This window comes from Lelliottia sp. F153 (genome assembly GCF_002870005.1).
Lineage (GTDB): Bacteria > Pseudomonadota > Gammaproteobacteria > Enterobacterales > Enterobacteriaceae > Enterobacter > Enterobacter nimipressuralis.
This window is the reverse complement of sequence record NZ_PKFT01000002.1, coordinates 1-19,623: the sequence shown is the minus strand read 5'-3', so window position 1 is coordinate 19,623 and position 19,623 is coordinate 1. Positions and strand designations below refer to the sequence as shown.

Sequence of the window (19,623 nt, the reverse complement as noted above, 5' to 3'; positions counted from 1 at the left end):
ACAGGACACGTCAGGATGGCGCGGCAGGAAGGCTTCAGGATTGAAGCAAAAGGATCACGCAGGATGCGTAAGGGACACCTCCAGGACGGAGAATGAGAACCGGACATGATGCCCGGTGGGTCAGGAAGGCCAGGACGTTTCAGGATGAAACATTCACATCAGGATGATGTGAGCAGGATGCGCGGTTACGGACGATCAGGCCTCACGGCCACTGGAAAAGTTGTCACGGACGAGCAGGGAGCACAAATTGTAGCTGGAATGCTGCGAAACGAACCGGGAGCACTGTTTATACAGTGCTCCCTTTTTTTATTTCTGCGCCCCGGAATGCTATGCTGCGCGCCGTTCAGTTTTTCAGTTGAGGTTTTTATGACGCATAACGACAGCGTTCGTGCGCAGTTGCACGCTATCGAAGCTCTGATGCGCCTCCATCAGCTGTGGCAGGAAACGGCGCCGCAGCAAGAGGCCTTCGCCAGTACCCAGCCATTCTGTCTGGACACCCTTGAGCCGTTTGAATGGCTGCAGTGGGTGCTCATCCCGCGCCTGCACGCGCTGCTGGATGGCGGCCATCCGCTGCCCCACGATTTTGCCATCTGCCCCTATTATGAAATGGCGCTTGATGCGCAGCACCCGGCGCGCGATGTCGTGCTGATTGAACTGCAACGCCTGGACACGCTGTTTTCCGGCGGCCAGGCATGACCATTGAGATCCTCTACCAGGACGAGTGGCTGGTCGCGGTCAATAAACCGTCTGGCTGGCTGGTCCACCGTAGCTGGCTGGATCGCGATGAGAAAGTCGTGGTGATGCAAACCGTGCGTGATCAGATTGGTCAGCACGTGTTTACCGTCCACCGTCTTGATAGGCCTACCTCAGGCGTCCTGTTGATGGGGCTTTCCAGCGAAGCCGGACGCCTTTTGTCTCAGCAGTTCGAACAGCATCAGATTCAAAAACGTTATCACGCCATCGTGCGCGGCTGGCTGATGGACGAAGCGACGCTTGATTATCCGCTGGTCGAAGAGCTGGATAAAATCGCAGATAAATTTGCCCGTGATGATAAAGAGCCGCAGCCAGCAGTGACAGATTATCGCGGTCTGTCGACGGTCGAAATGCCCGTTGCCACGGGTAAATTCCCGACCACGCGCTACGGGCTGGTGGAGCTTGAGCCTCATACCGGGCGCAAGCACCAGCTCCGTCGCCATCTCTCCCATCTGCGTCATCCGATCATTGGCGACAGCAAGCACGGCGATTTGCGCCAGAACCGCAGCGCCGCCGAGCATTTTGGCTGCAACCGCCTGATGCTGCACGCCAGCCAGCTCAGCCTGACGCACCCCTTTACCGGCGAACCGCTGGTGATCCGTGCGGGGCTGGATGACGTCTGGATGCAGGCGCTGTCACAGTTTGGCTGGATGGGACAACTCCCCGAAAATGAAAGGGTTGAGTTTGTGGCGAGCAACGTTCAGGATGAACAGCAATAGCGATAATGAAGGGAGTGAAGCATGGCTGAAGTAGGCATTTTTGTCGGCACAATGTACGGTAACTCGCTGCTGGTGGCCGAGGAGGCCGAGGCGATTCTGTTAAGTCAGGGTCATAAAGCGACGGTCTATGAAGATCCGACTCTTTCCGACTGGGAAAAATATAAAGATCAGTACGTGCTGGTGGTGACATCAACAACCGGGCAGGGCGATCTACCAGACAGCATTGTGCCGCTCTTCCAGGCAATCAAAGACACGCTGGGCTATCAGCCCGATACGCGCTACGGCATTATCGCCCTCGGTGACAGCAGCTACACCCATTTCTGCGGGGGCGGTAAGCAGTTTGACGCCCTGCTGCAGGAGCAAAGCGCGCAGCGCGTGGGTGAGATGCTGCTGATCGACGCCGGTGAACACCCGGAGCCAGAAAGCGAATCCAATCCATGGGTTGAGCAGTGGGGCGCGTTGCTCAAATAACCCTTCGCCGGGGGGCTGTTATGCCTTACCCGGCCTCAAACCTCGGCCTACAATGTAGGCTCGTGCAAGCGCAGCACCGCCAGGTAATCTGGCTCACATTCTTCCCCATTTTCGTGAACCATCTTCCACTCCCCTGGGCTTTTGCCACAAACAACCTCTAACTCGTGCGCCAATGTTGTGTTGATGCACGGTGAGGCTGCTGCCTCCTCTTACATATACTTTTCCCGTCAGTTACCAAAAAAAGCAGTTAGAAACCATAAAACGGCTCTGATCCGTACCAGAAATGCCGTACAAAAACTGCAAAACACTAACCTCTCATTCTGATTACCCTACAGGTTATGTCGTACAGAATGAACCTGGCGCAAGCCAAGATTCAGGAGTGCAACAATGAGTACATTAAGCCAAGCGGCGAGCAGCGCTGAGAAGCGCACCAATGCTCGCTACTGGATAGTGGTGATGCTGTTTATCGTCACGTCCTTCAACTATGGCGACCGCGCCACGCTGTCGATTGCCGGCTCTGAAATGGCAAAAGACATCGGGCTTGACCCGGTCGGCATGGGATATGTCTTCTCCGCATTTTCTTGGGCCTATGTGATTGGCCAAATCCCCGGCGGCTGGCTGCTTGACCGCTTCGGTTCCAAACGCGTTTACTTCTGGTCCATCTTTATCTGGTCGATGTTTACGCTGCTGCAGGGCTTCGTCGATATTTTCAGCGGCTTCGGCATTATCGTCGCCCTCTTTACCTTACGTTTCCTGGTCGGGCTGGCAGAAGCGCCCTCCTTCCCTGGCAACAGCCGTATCGTCGCGGCCTGGTTCCCGGCGCAGGAGAGGGGCACGGCGGTGGCGATTTTTAACTCCGCCCAGTATTTCGCAACGGTCATCTTCGCACCGATTATGGGCTGGCTGACCCACGAAGTGGGCTGGTCACACGTCTTCTTCTTTATGGGCGGACTGGGGATCATCATCAGCTTTGTCTGGCTAAAAGTGATCCACGAACCGAATCAACATCCGGGCGTGAACAAGAAAGAGCTGGAGTACATCGCTGAAGGCGGTGCGCTGATCAACATGGATCAGAAAAACGACAAGGCCAAAGTGCCGTTCAGCCAGAAGTGGGGCCAGATCAAACAGCTGATAGGCTCACGGATGATGATTGGCATCTACCTTGGGCAATACTGCATTAACGCCTTAACCTACTTTTTCATCACCTGGTTCCCGGTCTATCTGGTGCAGGCGCGCGGAATGTCGATTCTGAAAGCGGGCTTTGTGGCCTCGGTTCCGGCGGTGTGCGGCTTTATCGGTGGCGTGCTGGGCGGGGTGATTTCCGACTGGCTGATGCGTCGCACCGGTTCGCTGAATATCGCGCGTAAAACTCCGATTGTGCTGGGCATGCTGCTCTCCATGACGATGGTGTTCTGCAACTATGTGAGTGCCGAATGGATGATTATCGGCTTTATGGCGATGGCCTTCTTTGGCAAAGGGATTGGTGCGCTGGGCTGGGCGGTGATGGCAGATACTGCGCCGAAAGAGATCAGCGGCCTGAGTGGCGGTCTGTTCAACATGTTCGGTAACATTTCCGGCATCGTTACCCCAATCGCCATCGGCTACATCGTTGGGACCACCGGCTCCTTCAATGGCGCACTGATTTACGTAGGCGTTCATGCGCTGGTGGCGGTTCTCAGCTATCTGGTGCTGGTGGGCGATATCAAACGCGTTGAGCTGAAACCGGTCGCGGGGCGTGCATGATGAATACACAGTCAAGTCCAGTCATTACCGACATGCAGGTCATTCCGGTGGCCGGTTACGACAGCATGCTGCTCAACATCGGGGGGGCCCATAACGCGTATTTTACGCGCAATATTGTGGTGCTCACGGACAACGCCGGGAATACCGGCGTTGGTGAAGCGCCTGGCGGTGAGGTGATTCTCCAGACGTTGCTGGACGCCGTTCCGATGGTTGTCGGCCAGCAGGTCGCGCGACTGAACAAGGTGGTGCAGCAAGTACACAAAGGCAATCAGGCCGCCGATTTTGATACCTTCGGCAAAGGGGCCTGGACGTTCGAGCTACGGGTGAATGCGGTGGCTGCGCTCGAAGCGGCGCTACTCGATCTGCTCGGTAAAGCGCTGAACGTGCCGGTGTGCGAACTGCTGGGGCCGGGCAAACAGCGCGATGCCGTCACCGTGCTCGGGTATCTGTTCTACGTGGGCGATCGCAAGAAAACCGATCTGCCCTATCTCTCCAGCACGCCGGGCAATCATGACTGGTATCACCTGCGTCATCAGGAAGCGCTAACCAGCGAGGCGGTGGTTCGCTTAGCCGAGGCGGCACAGGATCGCTACGGCTTTAAGGATTTCAAACTCAAGGGCGGCGTCCTGCCTGGCGAGCAGGAGATCGACAGCGCCCGAGCCCTGAAAAAACGTTTCCCGGATGCGCGAATCACCGTTGACCCTAACGGTGCCTGGCGACTGGACGAGGCGATTTCGCTCTGCAAAGGGCTTAACGACGTGCTCACTTACGCGGAAGATCCGTGCGGGGCCGAGCAGGGTTTCTCCGGTCGCGAAGTGATGGCGGAATTTCGCCGCGCGACAGGGCTGCCGGTGGCAACCAATATGATCGCCACGAACTGGCGCGAAATGGGCCACGCGGTGATGCTCAATTCCGTGGACATTCCGCTGGCAGACCCGCACTTCTGGACGCTCTCCGGGGCGGTGCGCGTCGCGCAGTTGTGCGACGACTGGGGCCTGACCTGGGGCTGTCACTCGAATAACCATTTCGATATCTCACTGGCGATGTTTACGCATGTGGGGGCCGCGGCTCCCGGCACACCCACGGCTATCGATACGCACTGGATCTGGCAGGAGGGCGACGCGCGCCTGACCAAAAATCCGCTGGAGATAAAAGACGGCAAGATTGCCGTCCCGGATGCGCCGGGGCTGGGCGTGGAGCTGGACTGGGATCAGATCCACAAGGCCCACGAACTGTATAAGACACTGCCAGGTGGCGCGCGCAACGACGCAGGCCCAATGCAGTATCTCGTTCCCGGCTGGACGTTTGACCGCAAACGCCCGGCGTTTGGTCGTCACTAATTAAAAGGATTGCACCATGACCACTTTCTCTACTCCTGTCGTCACTGCCATGCAGATTGTTCCCGTCGCGGGCCACGACAGCATGCTGATGAACCTGAGCGGCGCCCATGCTCCGTTCTTTACCCGCAACATTGTGATTATCAAAGACAACTCCGGCCACACGGGCGTGGGCGAAATTCCTGGCGGCGAGAAGATCCGCAAAACCCTGGAAGAGGCGATCCCGCTGGTGGTGGGCAAAACCCTGGGCGAGTACAAAAATGTCTTAAACGCCGTGCGCGCCACCTTTGCGGACCGCGATGCGGGAGGCCGTGGGCTGCAAACCTTCGATCTGCGTACTACCATTCACGTGGTGACGGGGATCGAAGCAGCGATGCTGGATCTGCTGGGGCAGCATTTAGGGGTTAACGTGGCGTCGCTGCTGGGTGAAGGTCAGCAGCGCAGTGAAGTCGAAATGCTTGGCTATCTGTTCTTCGTCGGCGATCGCAAACTCACGCCTTTGGCGTACCAGAGCCAGCCGGACGAAAAATGCGACTGGTATCGCCTTCGTCACGATGAAGCCATGACGCCGGATGCGGTGGTACGCCTGGCGGAAGCCGCTTACGAAAAATACGGCTTTAACGATTTCAAACTGAAAGGCGGCGTGCTGGCGGGCGAAGAAGAGGCCGAGTCGATTGTCGCGCTGGCGAAACGCTTCCCGCAGGCGCGCGTAACGCTGGATCCAAACGGGGCCTGGTCGCTTAATGAAGCGATCGGCATCGGCAAACAGCTGAAAGGCGTACTGGCGTATGCAGAAGATCCATGCGGTGCGGAGCAGGGCTTCTCCGGACGTGAGGTGATGGCCGAGTTCCGTCGCGCGACTGGGCTGCCGACGGCGACCAATATGATCGCCACCGACTGGCGTCAGATGGGCCATACGCTGTCGTTGCAGTCGGTTGATATTCCACTGGCGGACCCGCACTTCTGGACAATGCAAGGCTCCGTGCGCGTGGCGCAGATGTGCCATGAATTTGGGCTGACCTGGGGCTCGCACTCCAACAACCACTTTGATATTTCACTGGCAATGTTCACCCATGTGGCCGCCGCCGCGCCGGGCAACATTACGGCGATTGATACTCACTGGATCTGGCAGGAGGGCAATCAGCGCCTGACCAAACAGCCGTTCGAAATCAAAGGCGGAATGGTGCAAGTGCCGACCACGCCGGGTCTGGGCGTAGAGCTGGATATGGATCAACTGATGAAAGCGCACGAACTGTATCAAAAGCATGGCCTGGGCGCGCGCGACGACGCGATGGCGATGCAGTATCTCATCCCGGACTGGACGTTTAACAACAAGCAACCGTGCATGGTGCGCTAAGTGTGAATGCCGGTTCCTGCGGGAGTCGGCATTTTTGTTTTCAGCGCGGGTGTATGCTCAATCCAGTCAACAGGCGTAAGGATGGCTTATGAAAATAGTAATCGCACCGGACTCGTACAAGGAGAGTTTGAGTGCTCTTGAGGTGGCGACGGCAATCGAGCAGGGATTTCGCGAGATTTTCCCCGACGCGCACTACGTCAAACTGCCCGTTGCCGACGGCGGCGAAGGGACGGTGGAGGCGATGGTTGCAGCCACACAGGGCGGTATTATCAAGGTGCGGGTCACTGGCCCCTTAGGCGAAAACGTGGAAGGGTTCTACGGCTTATCCGGCGACGAGCAGAGCGCATTCATTGAAATGGCGGCGGCGAGCGGCCTGGAGATGGTGGCGCCTTCCTTACGCAATCCGTTGAAAACCACCTCCTGGGGGACAGGCGAACTGATTCGCCACGCCCTTGATGCAGGCGTTAAACACATCATCATCGGTATCGGCGGCAGCGCCACCAACGACGGCGGAGCCGGAATGGTGCAGGCACTCGGCGCGAAGCTACTGGATGCCGAAGATAATCCTATTGGCATGGGCGGCGGCGAGCTTGAGAAGCTGGCGCGGATTGATATCAGCGAGCTGGATACCCGCTTGGCTAACTGTCGCATTGAAGTGGCCTGCGACGTAACCAATCCGCTGACGGGCAAAGAAGGGGCATCGGCGGTGTTTGGCCCGCAAAAAGGGGCGACGCCGGAGATGATCGCCCGGCTCGATGATTCTCTGGCCCATTACGCGAAAATAATCGCCCGCGACCTGGATATCGACGTCCTCAATCTGGAAGGTGGCGGGGCGGCTGGCGGGATGGGCGCAGCGCTGTATGCGTTTTGCGGCGCAGAGTTGCGTCAGGGCATTGAGATTGTCACCGATGCGCTGCATCTGGATAACCACGTCGCCGATTCTGACCTGGTGATCACCGGCGAAGGACGCATCGACAGCCAGACGATCCATGGCAAAGTTCCCGTTGGCGTGGCGAAAGTCGCCAAACGTTACAACAAGCCGGTTATCGGAATTGCGGGCAGCCTGACGGCGGATGTCGGCGTGGTGCATGAGCACGGTATCGACGCGGTATTCAGCGTGATTTACACCGTCTGTACGCTGGAAGAGGCGCTGAAAAATGCAGAAGAGAATGTGCGGATGGCAGCGCGGAATATTGCTGCAGTGTTGAAAATTGGCATGAGCGCGTAGTTTTTCCTGGCCCTCTCTCACACGGAGAGGGCCAGGCAGAAGGGGCTAAATAAGAAAACTACCCCCCTAATACTTTCCTCGCTTCCCGCGTCACATTATCCATCTCATCCAGCAACTCGAGAAACTCCGGCTCCAGCTCAGATTCCGCTGTGCCCGAGCGCAGCTGCTGTTCCAGCAAATGACAAAGGCTTTTCAGACGCGGAACCCCGCTGTAGCTGCAGCTACCGTGCAGTTTATGGATCGCTTCGAGGAGATCGTCCGGGTGTTCCCCGACCAGCTGTTCTTCCACTTTGTTACGAATTTCCGGCAGGAACGCGACCAGCATTTGCAGCATTTCGCGTGCCAGATCGGGTTTCCCGGCCGCCTGACGCAGCGCCAGCTGCCAGTCGAGCGTGGCGTTCGGGTTTACGCTGAACTCTGCCGGTTCTGGCATCGCTAAAGACACTCCGGTCGCGAAGCCCGGTTTATAGCGCAGCAGCAGGCTGTGCAGCTTCTCTTCATCGATCGGTTTAGCCAGATAATCATTCATTCCGGCGCTGAGCAGTTTCTCTTTTTGCCCGGCCATAGCGTGAGCGGTTACCGCAATCACCGGCGTCTGCTGCTGATGCGGCAGCTGGCGAATCAGCTCGCAGGCGCGGATGCCGTCCATGCCCGGCATCTGAATATCCATCAGGATCAGATCAAACTGCATCTGTTTGGCCTGTTCAACCGCCTGAGGGCCGCTGGTGCACAGCTCAACGTGATGCACCTGATCCTCCAGCAATACGCCGATGAGTTTCAGGTTAGCCGGATTGTCATCCACCGCCATCACGCTCATGGGCAGCTTGTGATCTTCACTCGAGACAGGGATCGCCTGATGATTAATGCGGCAGTATTCCGTCAGCGCAGGCAGCAGGCGCGTGGCGGTAAGGGGCTTTAACAGACAGGCGGCGGCACCGTCATTTTTCAGCTCTTCCGCGTTAAGCTGCGCGTGGCACGGCAAAGCCAGGAGCAGGTAATCGGTCATCGATGCGGCCTTCGCCAGCCGCTCCTGCTGCATGGTCAGCTCACCGGTAAACGTCACGGGAATGCCCATCAGCAGAATATCGTAATGGTCGACTGCCAGCGCCGAGAACGTCGGGCTGTAAATCACCTCCAGCGGCGTGGTGCTGAGCACATCCAACGTGCTCTGCGCGGCTGCGGCGTTGGGTTCGATATAGGCCAGACGCTTACCGCGCAGGCAATCCGTCATCGGTCCGTCCGTCACCACGTTCGGGTTCAGATCGAGATTAATATGGAACCAGAAGGTCGAGCCGCGATTCGGCTGGCTGTGGAAGGAGATATCGCCGCCCATCTCTTTGACCAGTTTCTGGGTGATCACAAGCCCCAGACCTGTCCCGCCGTGGCGACGCGAGATGCTGGCATCAGCCTGCCGGAACGCCTGGAACAGCCGCGACTGATCGCGCTCGGGAATACCGATGCCCGTATCGCGTATCTGCACCTCGATCTGCACTTTGTTATTGCTTATCGCCCGGCGCTCGACCAGCACATCGATGTTGCCGCTCTCGGTAAATTTGATCGCGTTACCCACCAGGTTAGTGATCACCTGCTGCAGGCGCAGGGGATCGCCGATGACGTTATCCGGCACGTCGTTTTTGATGTTCAGCGTTAGCTCAAGGCCTTTGTCATGGGAGGAGTGGGCCAACAGAGTGACCACCTCATCCAGCGTGCTACGCAGCGGGAAGGGAATACTTTCGAGGATGAGCTTGCCCGCCTCCAGCTTGGAGAAGTCGAGAACATCGTTGATGATCGCCAGCAGGTTATTGGCGGAACGCTCGATGGTGTGCAGGTGATCGCGCTGGGTCGGATTAAGCTCCGATTTGAGCGTCAGGCGGGTAAAGCCAATCACCCCGTTCAGCGGCGTACGCAGCTCGTGGGACATATTCGCCAGGAACTCCGATTTGATACGCGCCGCTTCCTGAGCGCGTTTCTTCGCCAGATCCAGCTCGACGTTCTGGATCTCCATCTGCTCTAAGGTTTCGCGCAGATCGGAGGTCGCCTGGTCGACGTTGTGCTGCATCTCTTCGTGATAGGCCGCCAGCGACATTGCCATCGAGTTGATGCCGTTTTTGAGCATATCCAGCTCGCCGAGCATAAACCCTTCGACGCGGCTATCGAGCTGCCCGCGACGGATACGGTCGACAGTATTCACCATATTGCGAATCGGGCTGGTGACGTCACGCATCAATCGCCAGCCGAAAATCAGCGCAATGCCGATACAGAACAGCATCATGACGCTGGAGATGAAAATTTCTTTGTACTGTTGCAGGCGCACCGACTTGAGATCCAACTCCAGCGCCACATATCCCAGAATATTATTACTGGCCTTGGCATCTGATATGGCCGATTCATCAGGTGAATAGCTTTCCGAGATAATGGGTGTGCGCAGGATCATGATGTCGCCACGTCGCACCACGCTCAGATGGCGCGGGAAAGGCGTACCGTCGGGGATTTTAAGCTCGCCGGGATCGAGATGAAAATTCGACGTGACAAACAGCCGGTTATTCTCGTCATAGACCGAAATGGCGCGCACGATTTCTGAATGCCGCCGATGCAAAACGCTGATTAACTGGCCGAGGGAATCACGGTTTTGCAGGTTCATGCCGTATTCGCTGGAGACGGCCAACGGTTCGATGATGCTGGCTCCCGCATCTTCCAGTTGACGCTGCAAGTCATTGTAACGGTGCACAACGAAGAAGATGCTCAGCAGCAAACCGATTAAAACGGTCGGGGCGAGGATCAAAATCATCATGCGCGCGCGCAGGCTGTAGTTGGTCATGGAGTTCCGTTATGGGACAATTAGAGTCATTATGTTTATTTGAGAAAATTCTCGGCAATGGCGCAATTCTACTCTGCAAAGCGACGCGTTACGACGCGTCAGATCATAACTGTTGATGTCACCGACCTTGACCCCTTCGGCCAGGGCGTTGCGCGTCATAATGGTAAGGCGGTGTTTATCCCCGGATTATTACCCACTGAGCGTGCCGAAGTCACCCTGACGGAAGACAAGAACAAGTTTGCTCGCGGTAAAGTGAAGCGTCGCCTTAATGATAGCGCGGAACGCACAGCGCCCCGCTGCCCGCATTTTGGCGTGTGCGGCGGCTGTCAGCAGCAGCATGCCAGCGTTGCCCTGCAACAGCGCAGCAAAAGCATCGCGCTGGCACGCCTTATCAAGCATGACGTGAACGACATCATCGCCGGCGAGCCGTGGGGCTACCGCCGTCGCGCTCGTCTGAGCCTGAACTATCAACCGAAAACGCGAAAGCTGGAGATGGGTTTTCGCAAGAGTAGCGCCAGTGAAATTGTCGACGTGAATCAGTGCCCCGTTTTGGTGCCCCGTCTTGAAGCATTGCTTCCGGACCTGCGCAACTGCCTGTCTGATCTACAGGGCGTGCGTTTGCTGGGGCATGTGGAACTGGTACTGGCCGATAACGGCCCGCTGATGGTGCTGCGTCACACTGCGCCACTTTCTGCCAAAGACCTCGAAAAACTGGAACGCTTTTCGCATTCTCACGAGCTGGCGCTTTTTCTTGCGCCACAAAGCGAGATACTTGAGCAGGTTACAGGTGAAACTCCCTGGTATCTGTCGGACGGGCTACGCTTAACGTTCAGTCCGCGCGACTTCATTCAGGTAAACGACGGCGTAAACCAGCAGATGGTCGCCACTGCAATCGCGTGGCTGGATGTTCAGCCCGGTGACCGGGTACTGGATCTGTTTTGCGGGATGGGGAATTTCACCCTGCCGCTGGCAAAACGGGCGGCCAGCGTTGTCGGCGTAGAAGGCGTCGAGGCGCTGGTGGCGAAAGGGCAGGAAAATGCGCAGCGCAACGCGTTGCACAATGTGACATTTTTTCATGAAAATCTGGAAGAAGATGTCACCCGGCAGCCGTGGGCAAAGCACGGTTTCGATAAAATCCTGCTCGATCCGGCTCGCGCCGGTGCGCCTGGCGTAATGCAGCATATAATTAAACTCGCGCCAAAACGCGTGGTCTATGTTTCCTGTAACCCGGCCACGCTCGCCCGCGACAGCGAGGCTATATTGGGCGCGGGTTACCAGATTCAGCGTCTGGCAATGCTGGACATGTTCCCGCACACTGGGCATCTGGAATCAATGGTGTTGTTCGAGCAGAACTAACGAATTTCGGCTTGTCGAATTCGACAGGCCCTTGTCCCTAAAGGAGAGGACGATGGTTGCGGTAAGAAGTGCACATCTCAATAAAGCTGGTGAGTTTGACCCACAAAAATGGATCGCAAGTCTGGGGATTTCCAGCCAGCAGTCGTGTGAACGCTTAACCGAAACCTGGGCCTATTGTCTGCGCACAACGCAGGGACATGCCGATGCCGAACTGCTGTTGTGGCGCGGCATTGAGATGGTTGAAATCCTCTCCATGCTGAACATGGATCTCGAAACGCTGCAGGCCGCGCTGCTATTCCCGCTGGCAGATGCCGAAGTGGTGAGCGAAGACGTGCTGCGTGACAGCGTCGGAAAGCCGGTTGTGGCGCTTATTCACGGCGTGCGCGATATGGCCGCCATCCGCCAGCTAAAAGCCGCCCAGACAGATTCCGTCTCCTCGGAACAGGTAGATAACGTCCGTCGCATGCTGCTCGCGATGGTGGATGATTTCCGCTGCGTGGTGATTAAGCTTGCCGAGCGCATCGCACACCTGCGTGAAGTGAAAGACGCGCCGGAAGATGAACGCGTGCTGGCAGCGAAAGAGTGTACCAATATCTACGCGCCCCTCGCGAACCGCTTAGGTATCGGCCAGCTGAAATGGGAGCTTGAGGATTACTGCTTCCGTTACCTGCACCCGGCAGAATACAAACGCATTGCCAAACTGCTACACGAACGCCGTATCGATCGTGAACACTATATCGACGAGTTCGTGGGCGGATTGCGCCAGTCGATGAAAGAAGAGAACGTGCGGGCGGAGGTCTATGGTCGTCCGAAGCACATCTACAGCATCTGGCGCAAAATGCAGAAAAAACATCTCGCTTTTGACGAGTTGTTCGACGTGCGCGCAGTGCGCATCGTTGCCGATCGCCTGCAGGACTGCTACGCCGCGCTGGGGATAGTGCATACTCACTTCCGCCATCTGCCAGATGAGTTCGACGACTACGTGGCGAACCCGAAACCGAACGGTTACCAGTCGATTCATACGGTAGTGCTCGGGCCGGGCGGTAAAACGGTCGAGATTCAGATTCGTACCAAACAGATGCATGAAGACGCCGAGCTGGGCGTCGCGGCGCACTGGAAATACAAAGAAGGCCCATCCAGCGGAACGCGCACTGGCCATGAAGACCGCATTGCGTGGCTGCGTAAGTTGATTGCGTGGCAGGAAGAGATGGCCGACTCTGGCGAAATGCTCGACGAAGTGCGCAGCCAGGTCTTCGACGATCGGGTCTACGTCTTTACGCCAAAAGGCGACGTTGTCGATCTGCCTGCCGGGTCTACTCCCCTCGATTTTGCCTACCACATCCACAGCGACGTGGGGCATCGCTGCATCGGCGCGAAGATCGGCGGGCGCATCGTGCCCTTTACCTATCAGCTGCAGATGGGCGATCAGATTGAAATCATCACCCAGAAACAGCCAAACCCGAGCCGCGACTGGCTGAACCCGAACCTGGGGTATGTCACCACCAGCCGTGGGCGCTCCAAAATTCACGCGTGGTTCCGTAAACAGGATCGCGACAAGAATATCCTGGCGGGTCGCCAGATCCTCGATGATGAGCTTGAGCATTTAGGCATTAGCATCAAAGAGGCGGAAAAACACCTGCTGCCGCGCTACAACTTCAATGAGCTCGATGAGCTGCTGGCGGCCATTGGCGGGGGCGATATTCGCCTCAACCAGATGGTGAACTTCCTGCAGTCTCAGTTTAACAAACCGAGCGCGGAGGAGCAGGATGCGGCGGCGCTGAAGCAGCTTCAGCAGAAAACCTATACTCCTCAGCATCGCAGCAAAGACAATGGCCGCGTGGTAGTGGAGGGCGTCGGCAATCTGATGCACCACATCGCTCGCTGCTGCCAGCCAATACCTGGCGATGATATCGTGGGCTTTATCACTCAGGGGCGCGGGATCTCCATTCACCGCTCCGACTGCGAACAGCTGGCAGAACTACAATCTCACGCACCAGAACGTATTGTGGATGCGGTGTGGGGCGAAAGCTATTCCGCGGGTTACTCGCTGGTGGTGCGTGTCACCGCCAACGATCGCAGCGGTTTGCTGCGCGATATCACTACCATCCTCGCCAACGAAAAGGTCAATGTCCTTGGCGTTGCCAGCCGCAGCGATACCCGCGAGCAGCTTGCGACTATCGATATGACTATCGAAATCTACAACCTGCAGGTGCTGGGCCGCGTGCTTGGCAAGCTGAATCAGGTGCCAGATGTGATTGACGCTCGACGTCTGCACGGCGGGTAATAAACCAGAGGCCACTCAATTTTTTCGGTGGCCTCTCCGCTGAGGCGGGCACATTTCCGAATTTTTTCCTCAACACTCATATTTACGCGTATGCGCAGTAAACTCTCTCCGGTATTTACATTTAAATGTGTAATTGTTGTTTAACCGCAGTGGAGGCACTTATGCTTTATGGATCAAAGGAAGAGTTTGAGACTCAGAAAGATAAATTTTTTTCGATAGCACAGCATTTGTGGATGACAGAACCTTTTTACTTTAAAGATACAGACTATTTTAGCCGAATTGACGATGTGGTCCGACAGATAGAAATTGAAATTAAGATGGATTGCCTTTCATGGTCGGGTGGTGAGGAAATATTAAAATATAAATCGGATGTTCTTAATTATCAGCGTTCGGTGATTATGAATAATAAAATTTATTCACGGTGGATGGCTGAACAAGAGTATAAAGATAAAAGAGCAGCGGAGTTATATAAGTTATACACCAAAATAATAGGTTTTCTGGCAGGTATAGGTCAGGTTATTAGCGGTGTGGGGCTATGTGTATCAACGGTTGGTGGTGCAACAGTACCTGGAGCTGCCATGATTCTGCAAGGACTGAACAATACCTATGAGAACGGCTATTATCTTGTTGCTTATGAAGAGGCGTCCGGCCCACTCAGAGACGCATATCATTATGCAGCGAAAAAGACTGGCTTTAATGAGACTCTAGGGGACATTGCATACGGCACAATCGATCTAGTCCTGTCCGGATATGGCATGGCCAGAAAAATTCCTACGCCGAGAGAAAAGTCATGGAGTCTGTTTGGCATTCGATTACACCAGACAGACTATGTCAGAGGAGTGATTGACATGACGAAACCTGTTTTTATGCTTGAGATCATTAGCGATGAAGTGACTGTTTTATCATTGATGCCTGCTTACAATGAAAATGACGTGAGGCATTAAGCATGGAACAGGACTTTATTCTTTTATCAAAACCCTGGTATCCAGTCATGGTGTATTATTTAATGGGGGCGGTTGTTTTTATTGGTTGTTATTTTTTGTATCGTCTGGTGAAAGGTAATTCGAGTACACTCTGTCGGTTTTTGTTGATTATTGTCACAACGCTTTGCTGTGCTATTCACATTGTCACAGGATACTACGACGTGGTGGGTTATCACGGCTATGGCTATAGTATTTTGCGTGCGCACTACATAGCTGATTACGAAACGATCCGTTACGGTGTTATTTTGTTCGTCACCCTGAATGGATTATTAATCTGCCGAGTATAGTGCAAGGGGATGGCAGTCATCTGGCAACACGTTATCATGAGCGAAAGTGAAGATGATAAAGAGGCCGTATGACTGTCACCACCAATAAAAACCAACTCGACCGCCTGCTCGGCATTATGAAACGTCTGCGTGACCCGGAAAACGGCTGTCCGTGGGACAAAGAGCAGACCTTCGCCACCATCGCCCCTTACACCCTCGAAGAAACCTACGAAGTGCTGGACGCTATTTCGCGCGAAGATTTTGACGATCTGCGCGGTGAACTGGGTGATCTCCTTTTCCAGGTGGTGTTTTATGCGCAGATGGCGCAGGAAGAGGGGCGCTTTGATTTTAATGATATCTGTGCCGCCATCAGCGACAAACTCGAACGTCGCCACCCGCATATTTTTGGCGACGCGACCGCTGGCAACAGCGAAGAAGTGCTGGTCCGCTGGGAGCAGATCAAAAGCGCTGAACGCGCTGAAAAAGCACAACACTCCGCGCTGGACGATATCCCATTAAGTCTGCCGTCCCTGATGCGTGCGCATAAAATTCAGAAGCGTTGCTCCGCCGTGGGCTTTGACTGGACCTCTCTTGGCCCGGTGCTCGACAAAGTGTACGAAGAGATCGACGAAGTGATGGATGAAGCTAAGCAGGCGGTGGTGGATGAAGCTCGCCTGGAAGAGGAGATGGGCGATCTGCTGTTTGCCACGGTCAACCTCTCGCGCCATTTGGGCGTCAAAGCCGAAACGGCGCTGCAAAAAGCCAACCTCAAATTCGAACGTCGCTTCCGCGAAGTCGAGCGGATTGTTGCGGCACGAGGCCTGGAAATGACCGGCGTGGACCTCGATTTGATGGAAGAGGTGTGGCAGGAAGTAAAACGCCAGGAACATGATCTCTAACGGATTTTTGCGATCAAGCGCAATTTGTGTGATTTTATAAATGACAAGCGCTTGATTTGCGTCAAAAACATTTACCCAAAAGGGGCTATTTTCTCACTCCCTATGTTTGTCAAAGCCTGAGACAGGAGACGGAGAATGAAAGTTTGTGGCGCTCGCCGTGTTCGGGTATACTACTTTCCCGTCTTGGTTATTCCATCGTTCCAACCTAACTTCTCAGGTTCAGCATGACAACGAACTATATTTTTGTGACCGGCGGGGTTGTATCCTCTCTGGGTAAAGGCATTGCCGCAGCCTCTCTCGCGGCCATTCTTGAAGCCCGTGGCCTCAATGTGACTATGATGAAACTGGATCCGTACATCAACGTCGATCCAGGCACCATGAGCCCAATCCAGCACGGCGAAGTGTTCGTTACCGAAGACGGCGCTGAAACCGATTTGGACTTAGGTCACTACGAGCGCTTCATCCGTACTAAAATGAGTCGCCGCAACAACTTCACCACGGGTCGTATCTACTCTGACGTTCTGCGTAAAGAACGCCGTGGCGATTACTTAGGCGCAACCGTTCAGGTTATCCCGCACATCACCAACGCTATCAAAGAGCGCATCATCGCAGGTGGCGAAGGCCACGACGTTGTGCTGGTTGAAATTGGCGGTACCGTGGGTGATATCGAATCCCTGCCATTCCTGGAAGCGATTCGTCAGCTGGCGGTTGATATTGGTCGTGAACACGCGCTGTTCATGCACCTGACGCTGGTGCCATACATGGCGGCAGCCGGTGAAGTGAAAACCAAACCGACGCAGCACTCCGTGAAAGAACTGCTCTCTATCGGTATCCAGCCGGATATCCTGATCTGCCGCTCCGATCGTGCCGTTCCGGCCAACGAGCGCGCGAAAATTGCATTGTTCTGTAATGTTGCTGAAAAGGCTGTGATTTCTCTGAAAGACGTCGATTCCATTTATAAAATCCCGGGCCTGTTGAAATCACAGGGTCTGGACGATTATATTTGTAAACGATTCAGCTTGAACTGTCCGGAAGCTAATCTGTCAGAATGGGAACAGGTTATCTACGAAGAAGCTAATCCGGCAGGCGAAGTGACTATCGGTATGGTCGGTAAGTACATTGAACTGCCGGATGCCTATAAGTCTGTGATTGAAGCGCTGAAACACGGTGGTCTGAAGAATCGCGTGACCGTTAACATCAAGCTGATTGATTCGCAGGATGTTGAAACGCGCGGTGTCGAAATTCTGAAAGATCTGGATGCTATTCTGATCCCTGGCGGCTTCGGCTACCGCGGTGTTGAAGGCAAGATCGCTACCGCACGCTTTGCGCGTGAAAACAATATTCCTTACCTCGGCATTTGCCTGGGTATGCAGGTTGCGTTGATCGAGTTCGCTCGTAACGTAGTCGGGATGGAAAACGCGAACTCTACGGAATTTGTGCCAGACTGTAAGTACCCTGTTGTGGCGCTTATTACAGAATGGCGTGATGAAGACGGCAACGTCGAAGTCCGTACTGAGAAGAGCGATCTGGGTGGCACGATGCGTCTTGGCGCTCAGGCTTGCCAGGTGTCTGACGATAGTCTGGTTCGCAAAATGTATGGTGCGCCAACCATCACTGAACGCCATCGTCACCGCTACGAAGTCAACAATATGCTGTTGAAACAAATCGAAGCTGCGGGTCTGCGTATCGCGGGCCGCTCCGGGGATGATCAGTTAGTCGAGATCATTGAGGTGCCAAACCATCCGTGGTTCGTCGCCTGTCAATTCCACCCGGAATTTACTTCAACGCCGCGTGACGGACATCCGCTGTTTGCAGGCTTTGTGAAAGCCGCGAGCGAATACCAGAAGCGTCAGGCGAAGTAAAAAAGTTAGAACGGCAACGCGTACCATCGGTACGCGTTGTTTGTCTGGAGTTTTAGTTTAACTTGTACTGAGGAAAATCTAATGTCCAAAATCGTTAAAGTCATCGGTCGTGAAATCATCGACTCCCGTGGTAACCCGACCGTTGAAGCCGAAGTTCACCTGGAAGGTGGTTTCGTCGGTATGGCAGCTGCTCCGTCAGGTGCTTCTACTGGTTCCCGCGAAGCGCTGGAACTGCGCGATGGCGACAAATCCCGTTTCCTGGGTAAAGGCGTAACCAAAGCTGTTGGCGCGGTTAACGGTCCTATCGCTCAGGCAATCCTTGGCAAAGACGCCAAAGACCAGGCTGGCATCGATAAAATCATGATCGACCTGGACGGTACTGAAAACAAATCTAACTTCGGTGCGAACGCAATCCTGGCTGTGTCTCTGGCTAACGCCAAAGCGGCTGCAGCGTCTAAAGGTCAGCCGCTGTATGAGCACATCGCTGAACTGAACGGCACCCCAGGCAAATACTCCATGCCGGTTCCGATGATGAACATCATCAACGGTGGTGAGCACGCGGACAACAACGTTGATATTCAGGAATTCATGATTCAGCCAGTTGGCGCGAAATCCCTGAAAGAAGCGGTTCGTATGGGTTCTGAAGTGTTCCACAACCTGGCTAAAGTTCTGAAAGCTAAAGGTATGAACACTGCTGTTGGTGACGAAGGTGGCTACGCGCCTAACCTGGGTTCTAACGCAGAAGCTCTGGCTGTTATCGCTGAAGCAGTAAAAGCAGCGGGCTACGAGCTGGGCACCGACATCACCCTGGCGATGGACTGTGCAGCATCTGAATTCTACAAAGACGGTAAATACGTTCTGGCTGGCGAAGGCAACAAAGCATTCTCCTCCGAAGAGTTCACTCACTTCCTGGAAGACCTGACCAAACAGTACCCAATCGTCTCTATCGAAGACGGTCTGGACGAATCTGACTGGGATGGTTTCGCATACCAGACTAAAGTTCTGGGCGACAAAATCCAGCTGGTTGGTGACGATCTGTTCGTAACCAACACCAAGATCCTGAAAGAAGGTATCGACAAAGGCATCGTTAACTCCATCCTGATCAAATTCAACCAGATCGGTTCTCTGACCGAAACTCTGGCTGCGATCAAAATGGCGAAAGACGCTGGCTACACTGCCGTTATCTCTCACCGTTCAGGCGAAACTGAAGACGCTACCATCGCTGACCTGGCTGTTGGTACCGCTGCAGGCCAGATCAAAACAGGTTCTATGAGCCGTTCTGATCGCGTAGCGAAATACAACCAGCTGATTCGTATCGAAGAAGCACTGGGCGAAAAAGCTCCGTACAACGGTCGTAAAGAGATCAAAGGTCAGTAATCTACTGAGCTTTCACTCTTAAGAAAAACCCGCTTCGGCGGGTTTTTTTATCCCTGCATGAACACCACCTCCTATGGAGGTGGTCAGCAATAAGTTGGCTCTGCCAATAATGCTACTCATGGGAAAATCCGAATCTGTTATCCCCATAACTGATAAGGATTTAACCATGA

15 protein-coding genes are annotated in these 19,623 nt (G+C 54.8%); 14 read left to right on the top strand and 1 reads right to left on the bottom strand.

Features of this window, described 5'->3' with window-relative positions; all coding sequences use genetic code 11:
• The first annotated feature begins 366 nt into the window (after nucleotides 1-366).
• The 7 genes from F153LOC_RS07230 to F153LOC_RS07195 all read left to right on the top strand — a co-directional run bounded on the left by F153LOC_RS07230 (nucleotide 367) and on the right by F153LOC_RS07195 (nucleotide 7,608).
• Nucleotides 367-696: a YqcC family protein gene (locus F153LOC_RS07230; RefSeq protein WP_102104849.1), complete on the top strand. Its 330-nt coding sequence runs from the start codon at nucleotides 367-369 to the stop codon at nucleotides 694-696.
• Nucleotides 693-1,472: a tRNA pseudouridine(65) synthase TruC gene (truC, locus tag F153LOC_RS07225; protein WP_102104657.1), complete on the top strand. Its 780-nt coding sequence runs from the start codon at nucleotides 693-695 to the stop codon at nucleotides 1,470-1,472. The genes F153LOC_RS07230 and truC overlap by 4 nt, the downstream gene beginning before the upstream one ends.
• Before the next feature lie 21 nt (nucleotides 1,473-1,493).
• The gene (locus F153LOC_RS07220; RefSeq protein ID WP_100779111.1) at nucleotides 1,494-1,943 is read left to right on the top strand and encodes a flavodoxin; all 450 of its coding nucleotides are present in this window, start codon (nucleotides 1,494-1,496) and stop codon (nucleotides 1,941-1,943) included.
• 387 nt (nucleotides 1,944-2,330) lie between these two features.
• Nucleotides 2,331-3,686, top strand: coding sequence for a galactarate/glucarate/glycerate transporter GudP (gene gudP / locus F153LOC_RS07210; RefSeq protein WP_102104656.1), 1,356 nt, complete (start codon nucleotides 2,331-2,333; stop codon nucleotides 3,684-3,686).
• Nucleotides 3,686-5,026, top strand: coding sequence for an enolase C-terminal domain-like protein (locus F153LOC_RS07205; protein WP_102104848.1), 1,341 nt, complete (start codon nucleotides 3,686-3,688; stop codon nucleotides 5,024-5,026). Before gudP ends, F153LOC_RS07205 begins: the two co-directional genes overlap by 1 nt.
• A gap of 16 nt (nucleotides 5,027-5,042) precedes the next feature.
• Nucleotides 5,043-6,380 (top strand): glucarate dehydratase, encoded by a 1,338-nt coding sequence (gudD, locus tag F153LOC_RS07200; RefSeq protein ID WP_102104655.1) that lies wholly within the window; start codon nucleotides 5,043-5,045, stop codon nucleotides 6,378-6,380.
• An 88-nt stretch (nucleotides 6,381-6,468) separates the two neighbouring features.
• Nucleotides 6,469-7,608, top strand: coding sequence for a glycerate kinase (locus tag F153LOC_RS07195; RefSeq protein WP_102104654.1), 1,140 nt, complete (start codon nucleotides 6,469-6,471; stop codon nucleotides 7,606-7,608).
• Between the two features lie 58 nt (nucleotides 7,609-7,666).
• Here the strand turns inward: F153LOC_RS07195 and barA are convergent, their stop codons facing one another.
• A complete protein-coding gene (barA, locus tag F153LOC_RS07190; protein WP_102104653.1) occupies nucleotides 7,667-10,426 on the bottom strand; it encodes a two-component sensor histidine kinase BarA in 2,760 nt (919 codons plus the stop codon).
• 57 nt (nucleotides 10,427-10,483) lie between these two features.
• On the opposite strand from barA, the gene rlmD reads away from it, so the two are divergent.
• The 7 genes from rlmD (at nucleotide 10,484) to eno (ending at nucleotide 19,453) form a co-directional block, all read left to right on the top strand.
• Nucleotides 10,484-11,782, top strand: coding sequence for a 23S rRNA (uracil(1939)-C(5))-methyltransferase RlmD (rlmD, locus tag F153LOC_RS07185; protein ID WP_102104652.1), 1,299 nt, complete (start codon nucleotides 10,484-10,486; stop codon nucleotides 11,780-11,782).
• A gap of 52 nt (nucleotides 11,783-11,834) precedes the next feature.
• Nucleotides 11,835-14,066 (top strand): GTP diphosphokinase, encoded by a 2,232-nt coding sequence (gene relA / locus F153LOC_RS07180; RefSeq protein ID WP_102104651.1) that lies wholly within the window; start codon nucleotides 11,835-11,837, stop codon nucleotides 14,064-14,066.
• Between the two features lie 161 nt (nucleotides 14,067-14,227).
• Nucleotides 14,228-15,010, top strand: a complete 783-nt coding sequence (locus F153LOC_RS07175; RefSeq protein WP_158238461.1) for a DUF4225 domain-containing protein — start codon at nucleotides 14,228-14,230, stop codon at nucleotides 15,008-15,010.
• A 2-nt stretch (nucleotides 15,011-15,012) separates the two neighbouring features.
• Entirely contained in the window at nucleotides 15,013-15,336 is a 324-nt protein-coding gene (locus tag F153LOC_RS07170) for a hypothetical protein (RefSeq protein ID WP_102104649.1), read from the top strand.
• Between the two features lie 68 nt (nucleotides 15,337-15,404).
• Nucleotides 15,405-16,214, top strand: coding sequence for a nucleoside triphosphate pyrophosphohydrolase (gene mazG / locus F153LOC_RS07165; RefSeq protein ID WP_102104648.1), 810 nt, complete (start codon nucleotides 15,405-15,407; stop codon nucleotides 16,212-16,214).
• Nucleotides 16,215-16,438: 224 nt separating this feature from the next.
• Nucleotides 16,439-18,076 (top strand): glutamine hydrolyzing CTP synthase, encoded by a 1,638-nt coding sequence (gene pyrG / locus F153LOC_RS07160; protein WP_095283160.1) that lies wholly within the window; start codon nucleotides 16,439-16,441, stop codon nucleotides 18,074-18,076.
• Between the two features lie 81 nt (nucleotides 18,077-18,157).
• On the top strand, nucleotides 18,158-19,453 hold the full coding sequence (eno, locus tag F153LOC_RS07155) for a phosphopyruvate hydratase (RefSeq protein WP_100779120.1): 1,296 nt from the start codon (nucleotides 18,158-18,160) through the stop codon (nucleotides 19,451-19,453).
• Nucleotides 19,454-19,623 lie beyond the last annotated feature (170 nt).